The 14,375-nt window shown below is 69.1% G+C and carries 11 protein-coding genes; 9 read left to right on the top strand and 2 right to left on the bottom strand.

What is annotated here, in order from left to right; translation table 11 throughout:
- Positions 1–31: 31 nt before the first annotated feature.
- The 9 genes from ACF8ME_RS09340 to ACF8ME_RS09300 all read left to right on the top strand — a co-directional run bounded on the left by ACF8ME_RS09340 (position 32) and on the right by ACF8ME_RS09300 (position 12,123).
- Complete coding sequence (locus ACF8ME_RS09340; RefSeq protein WP_392416144.1) at positions 32–1,753, top strand: glycosyl transferase family protein; 1,722 nt, start codon at positions 32–34, stop codon at positions 1,751–1,753.
- A complete protein-coding gene (locus ACF8ME_RS09335) occupies positions 1,750–4,617 on the top strand; it encodes a tetratricopeptide repeat protein (RefSeq protein WP_392416142.1) in 2,868 nt (955 codons plus the stop codon). Before ACF8ME_RS09340 ends, ACF8ME_RS09335 begins: the two co-directional genes overlap by 4 nt.
- A 54-nt stretch (positions 4,618–4,671) precedes the next feature.
- Complete coding sequence (locus ACF8ME_RS09330; protein WP_392416140.1) at positions 4,672–5,706, top strand: twin-arginine translocation pathway signal; 1,035 nt, start codon at positions 4,672–4,674, stop codon at positions 5,704–5,706.
- 3 nt (positions 5,707–5,709) lie between these two features.
- On the top strand, positions 5,710–6,843 hold the full coding sequence (locus tag ACF8ME_RS09325; protein ID WP_392416138.1) for a cell division protein FtsQ: 1,134 nt from the start codon (positions 5,710–5,712) through the stop codon (positions 6,841–6,843).
- Between the two features lie 13 nt (positions 6,844–6,856).
- A complete protein-coding gene (locus tag ACF8ME_RS09320; protein WP_046986545.1) occupies positions 6,857–8,437 on the top strand; it encodes an MBOAT family protein in 1,581 nt (526 codons plus the stop codon).
- 22 nt (positions 8,438–8,459) lie between these two features.
- On the top strand, positions 8,460–8,699 hold the full coding sequence (locus tag ACF8ME_RS09315; RefSeq protein WP_016449889.1) for an acyl carrier protein: 240 nt from the start codon (positions 8,460–8,462) through the stop codon (positions 8,697–8,699).
- A 69-nt stretch (positions 8,700–8,768) separates the two neighbouring features.
- Complete coding sequence (locus ACF8ME_RS09310) at positions 8,769–10,232, top strand: AMP-binding protein (RefSeq protein ID WP_392416136.1); 1,464 nt, start codon at positions 8,769–8,771, stop codon at positions 10,230–10,232.
- 17 nt (positions 10,233–10,249) lie between these two features.
- Positions 10,250–10,951 carry an alginate O-acetyltransferase AlgF gene (locus ACF8ME_RS09305; protein ID WP_016449891.1) on the top strand — a complete coding sequence of 234 codons (702 nt, stop codon included), beginning with the start codon at positions 10,250–10,252 and terminating at the stop codon, positions 10,949–10,951.
- Positions 10,952–10,977: 26 nt separating this feature from the next.
- A complete protein-coding gene (locus tag ACF8ME_RS09300; protein WP_047327189.1) occupies positions 10,978–12,123 on the top strand; it encodes an acyl-CoA dehydrogenase family protein in 1,146 nt (381 codons plus the stop codon).
- Positions 12,124–12,139: 16 nt separating this feature from the next.
- Here the strand turns inward: ACF8ME_RS09300 and ACF8ME_RS09295 are convergent, their stop codons facing one another.
- Positions 12,140–13,114: a DUF4434 domain-containing protein gene (locus ACF8ME_RS09295; protein WP_392416134.1), complete on the bottom strand. Its 975-nt coding sequence runs from the start codon at positions 13,112–13,114 to the stop codon at positions 12,140–12,142.
- Between the two features lie 135 nt (positions 13,115–13,249).
- Positions 13,250–14,347: a porin gene (locus ACF8ME_RS09290; protein ID WP_392416133.1), complete on the bottom strand. Its 1,098-nt coding sequence runs from the start codon at positions 14,345–14,347 to the stop codon at positions 13,250–13,252.
- Positions 14,348–14,375 lie beyond the last annotated feature (28 nt).

Here is a 14,375-nt window from a genome sequence, read left to right as displayed (position 1 = left end):
GCCACGATGACGACGGCATGAGGCGATCACCATGATCTCTTCCCTCTACTGGCCCTACCTGGTGGCCGACTACTACCACGCGCTGGAGATCACCAGCGCCGTGGTGGCCGTCGTCATCCTGCTGTCCAGCATCGATGACCTGTTCATCGACGCCTGGTACTGGGTGCGCGAGGCCTGGCGCGCGCTGACCGTCAAGCGCCGCTACCAGCCGCTCAAGGCACAGCAGTTGCAGGAGGTCGAGGAAAAGCCGCTGGCCATCATGGTGCCGGCCTGGCTGGAGTACGACGTGATCGCGCCCATGCTCGAGAGCATGGTGGGCACGCTGGACTACAAGAACTACATGATCTTCGTGGGCACCTACCGCAATGACGAGCGCACCAAGAACGAGGTGGAGCGCATGCGCCGGCGCTACCGCCAGCTGGTCCGCGTGGAGGTGCCGCATGACGGCCCCACCTGCAAGGCCGACTGCCTCAACTGGATCGTGCAGGCCATCTTCCAGCAGAACACGCTGCAGCCCGAGCCCTTTGCCGGCGTGATCCTGCACGACAGCGAGGACGTGCTGCACCCGCTGGAGCTCAAGTACTACAACTACCTGCTGCCGCGCATGGACTTCATCCAGCTGCCCGTGACCTCGCTGGAGCGCGAGTGGTACGAGCTGGTGGCCGGCACCTACATGGACGAATTCGCCGAATGGCACACCAAGGACCTGGTGGTGCGCGAGAGCATGTCGCACATGGTGCCCTCGGCCGGCGTGGGTACCTGCTTTTCGCGCAAGGCGATGGAGGAGCTGGCGGCCGAGACCCACAACCAGCCCTTCAACACCGACACCCTGACCGAGGACTACGACATCGGCGCGCGGCTGGCACGCCGGGGCATGAAGCAGATCTTCGGCAAGTTCCCCGTGGACTACGTGATACGGCGCAAGCCGCTGTTCGGCCTGGGCAAGGAAAAGGTGTCCACGCTGACCATGCCGCTGGGCATACGCGAATTCTTTCCCAACACCTTCAAGACCGCCTACCGGCAAAAGGCGCGCTGGACGCTGGGCATCGGCCTGCAGGGCTGGAGCCAGGTCGGCTGGGCCGGGCCGCTGTCCACCAAGTACCTGCTGTTCCGGGACCGCAAGGGGCTGGTGACCTCCTTCGTGGCCATCCTGGCCTATCTGCTGCTGCTGAACTTCCTGCTGTTCCTGCTGGCCGATCACATGGGCTGGTGGACGGTGTACTACCCGTCCCTGTTCGCTCCCAACGGCTGGCTGGTGACGCTGATGAGCATCAACGTTGTCGCCCTGCTGCTGCGCGTGGTGCAGCGCGCCTGGTTCGTCTCGCGCCTGTACGGCTGGGAGCACGCCTTGCTGTCCGTCCCGCGCATGGTGATCGGCAACTTCATCAATGCCATGGCAGCGGCGCGCGCCTGGAAGCTGTTCATCGTCCACCTGGTCACGGGCAAGCGCCTGGCCTGGGACAAGACCATGCACGACTTCCCCTCCACAGACCAGTTGGTGCACCAGCGCCAGCGCCTGGGCGAGCTGCTGCTGTCCTGGCAGGCCATCGACGAAACCCGGCTGGCCAGCGCGCTGGAGATCCAGCGGCGCGAACGCCGCCCGCTGGGCGCCATCCTCATGGAGCAAGGCTGGCTCGACGAGGCCACGCTGCGCGAGGCCATCAGCTTCCAGCAGGGGGAGCCCACCGATCCCCCGGCACATCCCGGCTTGGCCGCAACAGGCAATCCAAGCACACCAAGGGCCGGCATATGAAGCGTCTCGCACCCCTCGTTCGCCCACTCACCCTGGCCGCCCTGCTGGGCGCCGGCTGGAACGCGCCGCCGGCCTGGCCGCAGGCCGCAGCAGCCGTCAAGGCCGAGGCGCCGCTCAGGGGCCGCGCATGGCAGCTGGCCAACCAGGCCTATGCCCACTACCAGGCCGGCCGCTTTGCGCGGGCCGCCAGCGCCGCCGCATCGGCCATACAGCTGCGCCCCGACCTGCTGCGCCTGCGCATGCTGCTGATCTACTCGCTGCAAAGGCAGGGCAAGAACGAGGAAGCGCTCAAGGCCATCGCCTCGGCCCGCGCCGCCGGGATGGACGAGGCCACGCTGCAGCAGGCCGAGACGAATGTGCGCGCGGCTGCGGCAGGCGGGGCCGCCGCAGGTGGCGGCGCGGCCACGGCCTCCGAGGCCTACAACAAGGCCTTTCCCATCGCCACCGAGGCCTACGCCGACTACAACGCCAGGAACTACGCAGACAGCGCGCGCAAGGCCGAGCAGGCCTTTCGCCTGGACCCCACGCAAGGCCAATGGGCATTGCTGTGGATTGGTGCGCTGGAAGCCCAGGACCAGCTGGGCGCCGCCATCGAGGCCGCAGATGCCGCCCTGTCCCTGGACCCACCCAACAAAAGCGACCTGGTGGCCAAGCGCCAGACCCTGCGCCGCAGCCAGGCCGTGCTGCCCGCGCAAAAGGCCTACCAGGCGCTGATCGCCAACAACCCGGCGCAGGCCGTGCCCTTTGCACGCGAAGCCGTGGCGCTGGCGCCGGGAACGGCATCGCACCGCTTGCTGCTGATCACCTCGCTCATGCTGGCCGAGCAGCTGCCCGACGCGGAAAAGGCTGCCGACGAGGCACTGGCGCAGGACAACGAGGACACGGCCGCCCTGGGCATGCGCGGCTACATACGCCAGCGCCAGGGCAAGACCACGCTGGCCAACGAGGACTTCGACGACGTGCTCAAGCAGGACTGGCTGGACGAAAAGCAATCGGCCAACCTGCGCCTGATCGCGGCCGACGCAGCCCTGGCTGCGGGCGACGCGGCACGCGCCCGCGCGCTGCTGGCGCCCATGCCGGCGCAGGATGAATCCGTGGCCCGCCGCCTCAAGCAAGCCGATGGACTGCGCCCGGGCCGCGACACGCCCATGGTGGCCGATACGCGCGGTGCCTCGCAGACCCTGGCCATGGCCGACTACCCGCCGCCGCTGCAGGACTGCCGCGACACGCCCTACGGAACGGTCTGCGAGCTGCAGCCCTCCGATGCCCAGGGCGCAGGCGGCCCCAGCGCCCAGGCCTATGCGGCCTACGCGCGCCAGGACTACAAGGCCGCCATCGAACATGCGCAAACGGCCGTGGAGCAGGACCCCGACAACGAGCAGCTGCAAAAGCTGCTGACCACCACGCTGGCCGCAGGCAACCGCGACCAGCAGGGGCAGGCCCTGCTGCGGCTGGACAAGTCCCTGTCCCTCACCCCCAACGACGCCCAGCTGCTGATGCAGCGCGGCTACCTGTACTCGCGCCAGGAAGAGCCGGCCAAGGCGCTGCAGGATTTTCGTGCCGCCCGCGCCACGGGCGAGGCGCCTGCGGGCGCCATGCTGGACGAGGGCTATGCCCTGGCCGGCACCGGCGACAGCCGGGGTGCCGTGCGCACCTTCAAGCAAGCCATCGACCTGGACGATGCCGGCACCGCCAAGCTGACGCCGGGGCAGCGCGAGAACGCGCGCAGCGCCGTCTCCGGCTACTCGCGCGAATGGGGCGCCATCGTCTCCCTGGGCTACCGGGGCGCGCGGCCGGCGGGGCGTGCATTCTCGGACGGCATCCTCACCCAGGCCGGCGACGCCGTCTTCGGCACGGCCGAGGCCTACTGGCGCCCGTCCAACTTCCTCAACTCATCGACGCGCATCTTCGATGTCTACGGACGGCTGGGCAGCACCTTGCATGACGGGGGCGGCACCACGCTGGGCCAAAGCGCCATCGACCCCTGCACGGGCCTGCCCATCAATGTGCAGGCAGGCGACAACCGCGGCATCTCGGGCCTGCCCACCACCACGGGCTCGCTGGGCATGCGCTTCACGCCGTCCACCAAGTACGCGCTGACCTTTGGCATAGAGCGCCAGTTCAACATCGGCTCCGCCACGCGCTCGGGCTTCATCACGCCTGAATCGCCCCAGCTGCGCTGCCTGATGAGCGGGCGCGATCCGCTCAACCCCACGGGCCCGGCACTGGGCAATCCCATCTCGGCCAAGTACAGCGCGGGCGCGGGCCAGGGCGGCTGGCTGGCCTATGTCACCCACGGCTTCTACGAGGGCACGGGCCGGCGCACGGACCGCTCCAGCTGGTTCACCATGGAAGGCTACAGCCAGGCCGGCTATGCCAACCAGAGCATGGCCTCGCGCTTCACGCTGACAGACCAGACCAATGGCGCCGTGGTGGGCGACGGCTCGGGGCGCTACAAGCGCGAGCAATGGTTCTTCTCCACCGAGGCCCGCATCGGGCGCAGCTTCCGCGCCGACGGCATCAACCAGGGCCTGGTGATCTTCCCGTTCGGCGTGGTCGCGGCCGACTGGATCAAACAGAGGAACCGCGTGCAAGTGCGTTCCCTGCAGGCTGCCCCTGGCGCCACGCCCACCGCAGCCCAATTGGCCGCCCAGCAGGGACAGACCCTGGCCCTGCAAGGCAATGGCAGCAGCTGGTCGGCCAGCGCCGGCGTGGGCATCAGCCTGCGCCAATGGTTCCGCGAAAGCCACTACAGCACGGCCCAGTCCTATCTGGACTGGTCCATGCAGTACCGCTTCAACATCGGCGGCGGCCAGGCCGACCGCGCCAAGGGCCTGTTCATGACGCTGACGCTGTCCTATTGAAAGCCCCGCCCCGCCGCCACCACCCCACAGACAAGAGAAAAGGAGAAAGCTCCCATGGATTGGACCAAGCAAGCACCCCGCCCCGCCCTGCACGGACTGCGCTCGGGCATGGCGCGCGCCGCACGCGGGCTGGCCGGCTGCGCCCTGGTGCTGGGCGCGCTGGCAGCGCAGGGAACGGCACAGGCACAGGACAGCTCCTCCATCGTTCTCAGGGGCAAGGACGGCTGGCTGTTTCCGGGCTGGGGCAGCCTGACCCAGGTGGACCGCGCCGGCATCACCGAATCCACGCGGCTGATCACCGAGGCGCGCAACCTGCTGGCCGCGCGCGGCGTGAAGCTGCAGGTGCTGCTGCTGCCCGACAAGGTGCGCTTCTACGCTGACAAAATGCCCGATGGCAAGGCCATGAGCGCCGATGTCCAGGGCCGCTACAAGCAGGTGCTGCAGGCGCTGCAGGCCGCAGGCATTCCCAGCTTCGACGACGAGGCCGTGCTGCGCACCGTGCGCGACAGCGGCAAGGACGTGTTCTACCGCACCGACCAGCACTGGACCCAGGCGGCGGCCGACGCCACGGCCGAAGCCACGGCCCGCATGGTCCAGGGCGAGGTGCCCCAGCTGGCGGGCCGCGCCGGCAGCGGCCTGGCCCTGGGCGACACCGTCACCGAGCGCCGCTATGGCGACCTGGCCGAGCTCTTTCTCACCGCCGAAGAGCGCAAGCAGGTGGGCCGCGAGGTCTATACCGTGCGCCGCCAGGCCCCCGCCAAGGGCTTGCTCGACGACGAGCCCGCGCCTGTCCATGTGACGGGCCACAGCATGGTCCAGCCCTACTTCGGCTTTCCGCAAAAGCTCTCCAGCCTGCTGGACCGCCCCGTCTCGCTGAACTGGAAGCCCGGCAACGTGGGCCAGTGGACCATGCTGCTGGAATATCTGGAGTCACCTGCCTTCAAGGCCCACAAGCCCCAGGTGCTGGTGTGGCAGATGTTCGAGCCCACCTACAGCTACGGTCCCAACGCGGCCGGCCAGTGGGACAACGCCTCCCTCATGCCCAGCGCCACCTGGCTGGAGCGGCTGCGCGCCGCACTCAAGGGCTGACCCGTGGACCAAGCCGCGCAAGACCTGCAAACCGACAAGGGCCACCGGCGCAATGCCTGGATCTGGGGCGCCCTGCTGCTGTCGGGCCTGGCCTGGGGTGGCTGGTCGCTGGCCCGCCACGGCCCCAAGGCCGGCGAGCTGCAGCTGTCGGCCTGGCTCGATGGCCGCGCGGGCACGGCGCTGAACAAGGGCCTGCGCCTGCCCGCCCAGTCTTCGCTGGAGACGGGCCAGGCCGCGCTGCGCTATCGCCTGCTGGGCGATACGGGCGCGCAGGTGGCCCTGGGCTGCCCGCAGTGGATGTTCTACCGCGACGGCCTGCGGCCCCAGCCCGGGGTAGGCGCCGCGCCCTTCGAGGCGCGCCAGCGCCTGCTGCGCCACTGGACACGGCAGTTGCAGGACAAGGGCATTGCCACCCTGGTGGTGGCCGTGCCCGACAAGTCGCGCATCGAGGCCGACCAACTGTGCGGCCTGCCCGTGGCCCCCGTGATGCTGCAGCGCCTGGACCTGTGGCAGCAACGCCTGCAGGCCGACGGCATTGCCTTTGCCGACCTGCGCCCCGCCCTGCAGGCCCAGGAGCAGACGCAGCCCGTGTTCTTTCGCACCGACGTGCACATGAACGCCGAGGGCGCACGCGCCGCCGCCCTGGCCGTGGCCCGGGCCGCGCTGCCGCTGCTGGGCGGGCAGCGCGGCAGCCAGGCCTTCGAGGAGTCTGCACCCGGGCCGCTGCAGCCCTTGCCCGGCGACCTGCTGGCCCTGGCCGGCCTGGCCTACGCACCGGCAGGCTGGCGCCCGCAGCGCGACGAAATACGCCCCCAGGCCATCACCCCCGTGCGCGGCGGCGGCCTGCTGGACGAGACGCCGCCCGTGCAGGTGCTGCTGGCCGGCAGCTCCAACGGCCTGCGCAGCAATTTCGCGCCACAGCTGGGCCGCGCGCTGGGCCATGAAGTCTGGAACCTCAGCATGGATGGCGGCCAGTTCAGCGGCGCCATGGTGTCCGCCCTCAAGCGCCGCGCCTCCTGGCCGGCCAGCCTGCGGCTGGTGATCTGGGAGTTCTCGGAAAACACCTTGTCCCTGCCCCTGACGGACGATGAAAAAGCGGCGCTCAAGGAGCTGGACGCCGCCTCCCCGCCTGCGTGAAACCGCCCGCTACATGCTGTTCAACTCCTATCTTTTCCTGCTGCTGTTCCTGCCCATCGCGCTGGCGGGCCACTACCTGGCCGGCGCCATCAGCCTGCGGCTGGCCGCGTTCTGGCTGTGCCTGACGTCCTTCGTCTTCTATGGCTGGTGGAACCCGCAGTTCGTCGCCCTGCTGGCCCTGTCCATTGCCTTCAACTACGTGGTGAGCCGGTTGATCCTGCGCTTTGCGGGCCGCGCGCGGCTGCAGGGGCTGGTGACTGCGCTGGGCGTGGGCGCGGACCTGGCGGCACTGTTCCACTACAAGTACTTCGCCACGCTGTTCAACTTCCTGGGCGAATGGGGGCTGACGCAGGGCGGCATGCACGAGCTGATCCTGCCCCTGGGCATCTCGTTCTTCACCTTCACCCAGATCGGCTACCTGCTGGACTGCCGCTCGGGCATCGTCAAGGAACGCAGCCTGCTCAGCTACGTGCTGTTCGTCACCTTCTTCCCGCACCTGATTGCCGGGCCCATCCTGCACCACAAGGAAATGATGCCGCAGTTCGCGCAGCCGGATAACTACCGGTTCCGCGCGGACAACCTGTCCATCGGGGGCACGCTGTTCGTGATCGGCCTGGCCAAGAAGGTGCTGCTGGCCGACGAGATCGCACCTTATGCGGACGCCGGCTTCGCCGCGCCCGGCGAGCTGCAGTTCTGGGCCGCCTGGGGCGCCAGCCTCAGCTACGCGCTGCAGCTGTACTTCGACTTCTCGGGTTATTCGGACATGGCCCTGGGCCTGGCGCGCATGTTCGGCATCCGTTTCCCGCTGAACTTCAACTCGCCCTACAAGGCCGGCAGCATCATCGACTTCTGGGCGCGCTGGCACATGACGCTGACGCGCTACCTCACGGCCTACCTGTACTACCCCGTGGCCATGGCCATCTCGCGCGCACGCGAAAAGCGCGGGCTGTCCGTGGGATCGAGCGCCGCGCGCACGCCGGGCGGCTTTGCGGCCACCATCGTCGTGCCCACGCTGTTCACCATGGGGCTGGCGGGCATCTGGCACGGCGCCGGCCTGCAGTACGTGATCTTCGGCCTGCTGCATGCCTTCTACCTGTCGGTCAACCATGCCTGGCGCATCTTCGTGGTCAGCCGCAAGCCGGCCGCCGCCCGCAAATCGGGCCGGGGCGTGCAGGCGCTGTGCGTTGTCATCACCTTCATCGCCGTGCTCATCGCCCAGACCTTCTTCCGCGCCCACGGCGTGGGCGACGCCATGCTGCTGCTCAAGGGCATGGCCGGCCTGCGCGGCGTGGAGGCGCTGGAGTCGCTGTCCCACGTCCAGGGACTGGCACTGGGCGATGCCATCCGCCTGGCCATAGGCCACCATATGCAGCTGGCCCTGGTGCTGCTGCTGCTGGCCATTGCCTGGTTCACGCCCAATGCCCACCAGATCCTGGGCCGCTTCTCGCCCGCCATGTTCAAGGTGCAGGAGGCGCCCCGGGCCTGGATGCGCTGGCGCCCCAGCGCGGGCTGGACGGCCGTGACCCTGGTCCTGCTCTTCCTGTGCCTGGTCAACCTGCACAAGGAAACCCGCTTCCTGTATTTCCAGTTCTGAAACGCCTGTTGGAGAAAAAAGCATGTCCCACAATGACATCGAAACCAAGATTGCCCAGATCATCGGAGCCATCATCCTGACCTCGGTCGAGCCCGATACGCTGCTGCTCGAATCGGGCCTGGTGGACTCGCTGTCCGCCGTGGACGTGGCCCTGGCCATCGAGAAGGAATTCGGCGTCAAGATACCGCCATCGGAGATCGACCTGCACCTGGAGTCCGTGCAAACGCTGGCGCAGTACGTGGCCGAGCAGCGCAAGGCGTGATGAGACGCCGGCACTGTCGGCCCGGCCTGCGCAGCCATCCCCATCCATCCACCGCCGCAAGGAGCCCGCATGCGATTCAGTTTTGACCGCTTCGACTTCATCGAGCCCGACGCCGGCACGCAGCGGCCGGCCGTCATCGATGCCGCCGGCACGCTGGACTGGCAGCAACTGGCCCAGGCCGTGGCGCAATGGGAGCAGCAGGCGCTGGCGCGCGGCGCTCGCCGCGACGAGCCGCTGCTGATCACGGGGCACAAGGAGACGGCCTTTCTCGTGGCCATCCTCGGCTGCCTGCGCCTGGGCGTGCCCTTTGTCCCCGTGGACGTGATCAACCCGGCCGAGCGCATGGCGCGCATCGCCACGCTGGTGCAGGCCGGCCTGCGCTACGACGCGCAGGCCCGCAGCTTTGTGGACACCGGCATCGCCGCGCAGCCGCTGCAGGAAAAATCGCTGGCCTACATCATGTTCACCTCGGGCAGCACGGGCGATCCCAAGGGCGTGCAGATCGGGCGCGAGAGCATGGGCCTGTTCGCCGGCTGGATACGCGACTGCCTGGCCCTGGGCGAGGCGCCGGTCTTCATGGACCAGATGCTGTTCAGCTTCGACTTTTCGCTGTTCAACTGGATGGGCGCCCTGGTCACGGGCGGTGCCTGCGTGCTGTGCGCGCGCGAGACCATTGCCGACCGCCAGGCCTTTGCCGCCTACCTGGCGGGCACCCATGTGAACGTCTGGGCATCCACGCCCTCCTTCGTGCGCCAGCAGCTGCTGGATGCCGACTTCGACCAGCAGCACCTGCCCGACCTGCGCGTCTTCGTCTTCGGCGCAGAATCGCTCACGCCCACCGTGGCCGAGGCGCTGTGGAGCCGCTTTCCCCAGGCGCGCATCATCAACTCCTACGGCCCCACCGAGGCCACCTGCTCCACCACCTGGGTGGAGATCGACCCCGCGCTGCGCCAGCGCGCGCCGCTGCCCTTTCCCATCGGCCGGGCCAAGCCCTATGCCGATGTGTTCCTGGACGAAGGCGAGATCTGCGTGGCCGGCGACCACGTGATGCGCGGCTACCTCAACCGCCCCGACCTGCACGCCACACGCATGTTCATGCGCAACGGCAAGCGCGGCTACCGCACGGGCGACCTGGGCGAGATCGACGGCGAGGGCCTGGTCACCTTCCACGGCCGGCGCGACGACCAGATCAAGATGCACGGCTACCGCATCGAGCTGGCCGAGGTCGATGCCGTGCTGGCCACCCTGCCCGGCGTGCGCGCGGGCGCGGCGGTGGCACTCAAGCGGCCCGACGGCTTCATCGTGCGCATGATCGGCTTCGTGGACCTGGACCGCAGCGGCCCGCCCGGCATGCACCCCCTGCCCGAAGACCTGGCCGGATGGCGCGAACTGCTGGCCCAGCGCGTGCCGCCCTACATGATTCCGTCGGAACTGCTGGCCTGCCATGGCTTTCCGCTGACCCAGACCGACAAGGCCGACCGCAAGCAACTGGAGCGCATGTACCTCGACTCGCGCATGCGCCCCGCCCAATGAAACAAGGATCTGCAGGCATGACTTCCGTTTTTTCCGCTGTGAGGCGCCAAGCACTGTTCACCCTGGCCGGGCTGGCGGCCCTGTCCTGCCTGCCTGCAGCGCATGCCGAAGGCACGCTGGCCCAGCTGTACGCCGCGCGCCCCCCCGCAGGCTCGTCCTTCGTGCGCGTGGTCCACCCCGACGCGGGCAGCCTGCGCGTGAAGATCGCCGACGGCCCCGAGCAGACGCTGTCCGGCAGCAAGCCGGCCAGCAGCTACGCCATCGTCAAGGGCGACACGCCCTTTGCCATCCAGCTGGACGGCAAGAGCGCCGGCAGCATGAAGGTGGCGCCGGGCAGCTTCACCACCCTGGTGCCGCAGCGCCAGGGCAAGAACGCGGCCACGCGCTTCACGGCCATCGACGACTCCGGCGGCAGCCAGGACGCGCTCAAGGCCGAGCTGCGTTTCTACAACCTCACCACGGACTGCCCCCAGGGCAGCCTGCAGGTCGCGCCCGCGGGCACGCCTCTGTTCACGGGCGTGGCGCCGGCTGCATCGGCCAGCCGCTCCATCAACCCGGTCAGCGCCCAGCTCAGTGCCAGCTGCGCCAAGGCCGTCAGCGCGCCGCTGGCACTGCCCCAGCTGCAGCCCGGCGACCACTACAGCCTGTTCATGACGGGTACGGCCGCCTCCCCCGTGCTGCGCGGCCAGGCCAGCGCCACCGACACCTATCGCCCCTGACCCAGCCCAAGGAGACCGACACAGACATGCGCACCCGCTCCGTATTGCGTGAAGACCACCTGCTGTTCAAGGAACAGGTGGACAGATTCGTGGCCACCGAGATCCTGCCCCACATCAATGACTGGGAGGCAGAGGGCATCACGCCGCGCGCCCTGTGGCGCAAGGCTGGCGACAGCGGCCTGCTCAATTGCGACCTGCCCCCGCCCTACGGCCAGGGCGGGGACTTCGGCCACGCGGCCGTGGTCATCGAGGCGCTGGCGCGTGCCAACTGCCTGGGCATCGGCTTTTCCATCCACTCCGACATGGTGGCGCCCTATCTCTGGAACTTCGGCACGCAGGTGCAGAAGGACCGCTGGCTGCCGCGCATGGCCACGGGCGAGCTGATCGGCGCCATCGCGCTGACCGAGCCCGGCGCGGGCAGCGACCTCAAGGCCGTGCGCACGCGCGCCCGCCGCAAGAGCGAGAGTGAGGGCGGCGGCTACGTGCTCAACGGCCAGAAAACCTTCATCACCAATGGCGTCAACGCCGGCCTGATGGTGGTTCTGGCCAGCACCGAGCCCGACCTGGGCGCGCGCGGCCTGTCGCTGTTCGTGGTGGAAGAAGGCATGAAGGGCCTGGGCAAGGGCCCGGCGCTGCGCAAGATAGGCCAGCACAGCCAGGACACCTGCGAGCTGTTCTTCGACGAGCTGCACCTGCCGGCCGACCACCTGCTGGGGCGCGAAAACGCCGCCTTCGAGCATGTGACGCAGGAGCTGGCGCAGGAGCGGCTGGCGATCGCGCTGCGTGCGGCGGCCTCCACCGAAGGCATGCTGGACGAGGCTGCCGAGTTCGTGCGCAACCGCAAGGTCTTCGGGCGCCGCGTGCTCGACTACCAGAACACCCGCTTCAAGTTCGCCGACGCGCTGGCCAGGACCACCATGCTGCGCGTCTTCCTGGACGACTGCCTGGCCCAGCACCTGGAAGGCTCGCTGGACTCCGTCACCGCCGCCATGGCCAAGCTCAACGCCACCGAGCTGCAGGGCCAGGTGCTGGACGAGCTGCTGCAGCTGCACGGCGGCTACGGCTACATGGCGGAATACGGCATCGGCCGTGCCTGGGCCGATGCAAGGGCACTGCGCATCTTCGGCGGAAGCAGCGAGATCCTGCGAGAGATCATCGCCAAGCGCTTCTGACCCGGCCGCCTGCCGCTCAGCGCGCGGCGGATTTCCACCCGCGCAGCAGTTGCCGGGCTTCGGGCGTGTCGTTCAGCACCCAGGGATCGATGGCGAAGGCAACGACGCGCTGGGCGCCGTAGTCGCGGGCCACGTCCCATTGGCGACGCACGCGCTCGAAGCTGGCCGTGCGCGCCTGGAAGTCCGAGCCATCGGGCCGCGCGGGCGGCAGTTGCTCGAACAGTTCCACGATGAGATCGAACGGCGCCCTGCGCTCGAGCAGCATCTGCTGCAGCGGCGCCAGCGCCTCGTAGTTGCCCAGGCCCGCCACGCCCACGCCGTCCTGCACCATGGGGCGCAGGGACACGCGGTCCAGCAGGATGCTCCACAGCGTGGGCAGGCTGCCCAGGGTCTGCAGCTGGCTGAAATAGGTGGAGATGCCGGGCACCTGGCCGGATGTGGCCGCTGCCGCCTGGGCCAGCGGTTGCAGCGCGCTCACCAGCAGCTCGATGCGCTCGGGCGCGGCCCAGTGGTACTGCTCCAGCTCGTAGGGGATGTACCAGCCGCGAAAGGCCGCATGGCGCGGCCAGGTGCTGGCGTACATGTGGCTGGTGCCCAGCTCGGCGATATGCGCAAGGTAAGGCGCAGGGCCTGCGGCGTTGTCAAGGCTGATCTGCTTCCACCAGCGCTCGTCATAGGGCAGGCCCAGGTGCACGCCCATGCCCAGTTCGGTGCAGATGTCCAGCAGGTCGGCGATCTGCGCGTCGGCCAGCATCCAGCTGTCCGCCTCGGTATCGCCCAGCAGGCCGCTCCATTGCACGAACAGCTCGCGGCAGCCCAGCGCCTGGGTGGCGGCCAGGCGCTGGCGCCATTGGTCGCGCGGCATCTCCAGATGGCTGCGCCACGGCTGCAGGAAACTGCCCGACACGGGCGCCGAGGCCGCGCAACCGGCCAGCGAGGCACAGGCGGCGGCCACGCCGGCGCCGAGGAATTCGCGTCTGGACAAATGCATGTTGGGGACGGCCGCAAGGCTGCGTGAAGGCAAGCGCCAAGAATACAGCCAAGCGGCACCGCCCCGCCCCAAGGGGGCCGGCCCAGCGGGGGTTGACCCGGCCGGGCTGAGGGTTGATGCGCGGCGAAGGCGGCTTCAGAACGAGTGCACGACGCCCGCGTAAAGCCCCTGCTGGCCGGAGCCGGGCAGCGGCTTGCCGCTGTTGGCCTCCACCGAGAACGAGGCTCCGCCGCCGTTGGAGACGGCGCCCACCGTGCCATACAGCATGGTGCGCCGGGAAAGATGGTAGTTGGCACCCAGGCTCAGCAGGCTGGCGCCGCCGCCACTGCGGTTGGCGCGGTAGGCGCCGCCCACCAGCACCAGCGCCGGCGTGGCCTGGTAGTTGGCGCCCATCCAGTAGGTCTGCTGCCTGCGGGCGCCTGCCGGGTTGTCGGCGTCGGCCACCGTCAGGAGGCCTGACCGGATCTGGCTGTAGCCCGTGAACAGCTTGAGGCCGCCCACGCGGTAGGTTACGCCCACCGTGTAAAGGCGCGATGCCGTGTAGAGCGAACTGAACGCGCCGTTGCCGTCGCGGATTTCCTCGTAGAAGGCCTTGAGCACCAGCGGCCCCTGCTCATAGCCCACGCTGGCGGCGGCCTGGCGCCAGGCCCGGGAACGGCCCGCCTCCCCGTTCAGCCCCAGCTGGGTGCGAAACGAGAGCCCGCCCCAGGCCGGCGACTGGTAGCTGATGGCATTGGGGCGCGACCCCCAGGTCCGGTTGCCCTGCAGCGTGCCCGCGCCCATGGCCTGCAGGCCCATGGGGTCCAGCGCCCAGACCTCGCCGTCCGGAATGCCCATGGCCCGGCCCAGCAGCAGCGTGCCGTATGTCTGGCTTCGCAGGCCGACCACCGCATAGCGGCTGAAGAAGCTGTCGCCCACCGTGCCGTCGTCGGCGGAGAACTGGCTTTCGAGATGGAAGACGGCGCTCAGGCCGCCACCCAGGTCCTCGGCCCCGCGCAGCCCCCACCAGGTCGCGCCCCATTGCCCGGCGTGCCGGAGTTGACCGGAAGACCGGCCCGGCCCCTCGGCAATGCGGTTCATATAGTCGACACCGCTGACGATGCGCCCATACAGCGTGACGCTGCCTTGCGCCGCGGCCAGACTGGCTGCGCCGGCCAGCGCCGCAGCGCACAGGCAAGGTACGGTGGCCCGGGCCGCAGGGCCCCGCAGGGCGTGGTGGATTGCAGATGTCATGACGTTGTCCTCCCTTGGTTTTCATGCC

The sequence above is a fragment of the Delftia sp. WSY_7 genome, assembly GCF_043104845.1.
Lineage (GTDB): Bacteria > Pseudomonadota > Gammaproteobacteria > Burkholderiales > Burkholderiaceae_C > Comamonas > Comamonas tsuruhatensis.
Note: the sequence above shows the minus strand (reverse complement) of the source record. Positions and strands in the feature narration are given on the sequence as shown.

Excerpts from the sequence above, each read along its gene's own strand:
- ACF8ME_RS09305 (WP_016449891.1), top strand. The coding sequence starts at position 10,250 with ATGACTTCCGTTTTTTCCGCTGTGAGGCGCCAAGCACTGTTCACCCTG.
- ACF8ME_RS09300 (WP_047327189.1), top strand. The coding sequence starts at position 10,978 with ATGCGCACCCGCTCCGTATTGCGTGAAGACCACCTGCTGTTCAAGGAA.
- ACF8ME_RS09295 (WP_392416134.1), bottom strand. The coding sequence starts at position 13,114 with ATGCATTTGTCCAGACGCGAATTCCTCGGCGCCGGCGTGGCCGCCGCC.
- ACF8ME_RS09320 (WP_046986545.1), top strand. The coding sequence starts at position 6,857 with ATGCTGTTCAACTCCTATCTTTTCCTGCTGCTGTTCCTGCCCATCGCG.
- ACF8ME_RS09330 (WP_392416140.1), top strand. The coding sequence starts at position 4,672 with ATGGATTGGACCAAGCAAGCACCCCGCCCCGCCCTGCACGGACTGCGC.
- ACF8ME_RS09290 (WP_392416133.1), bottom strand. The coding sequence starts at position 14,347 with ATGACATCTGCAATCCACCACGCCCTGCGGGGCCCTGCGGCCCGGGCC.
- ACF8ME_RS09335 (WP_392416142.1), top strand. The coding sequence starts at position 1,750 with ATGAAGCGTCTCGCACCCCTCGTTCGCCCACTCACCCTGGCCGCCCTG.
- ACF8ME_RS09340 (WP_392416144.1), top strand. The coding sequence starts at position 32 with ATGATCTCTTCCCTCTACTGGCCCTACCTGGTGGCCGACTACTACCAC.
- ACF8ME_RS09310 (WP_392416136.1), top strand. The coding sequence starts at position 8,769 with ATGCGATTCAGTTTTGACCGCTTCGACTTCATCGAGCCCGACGCCGGC.
- ACF8ME_RS09315 (WP_016449889.1), top strand. The coding sequence starts at position 8,460 with ATGTCCCACAATGACATCGAAACCAAGATTGCCCAGATCATCGGAGCC.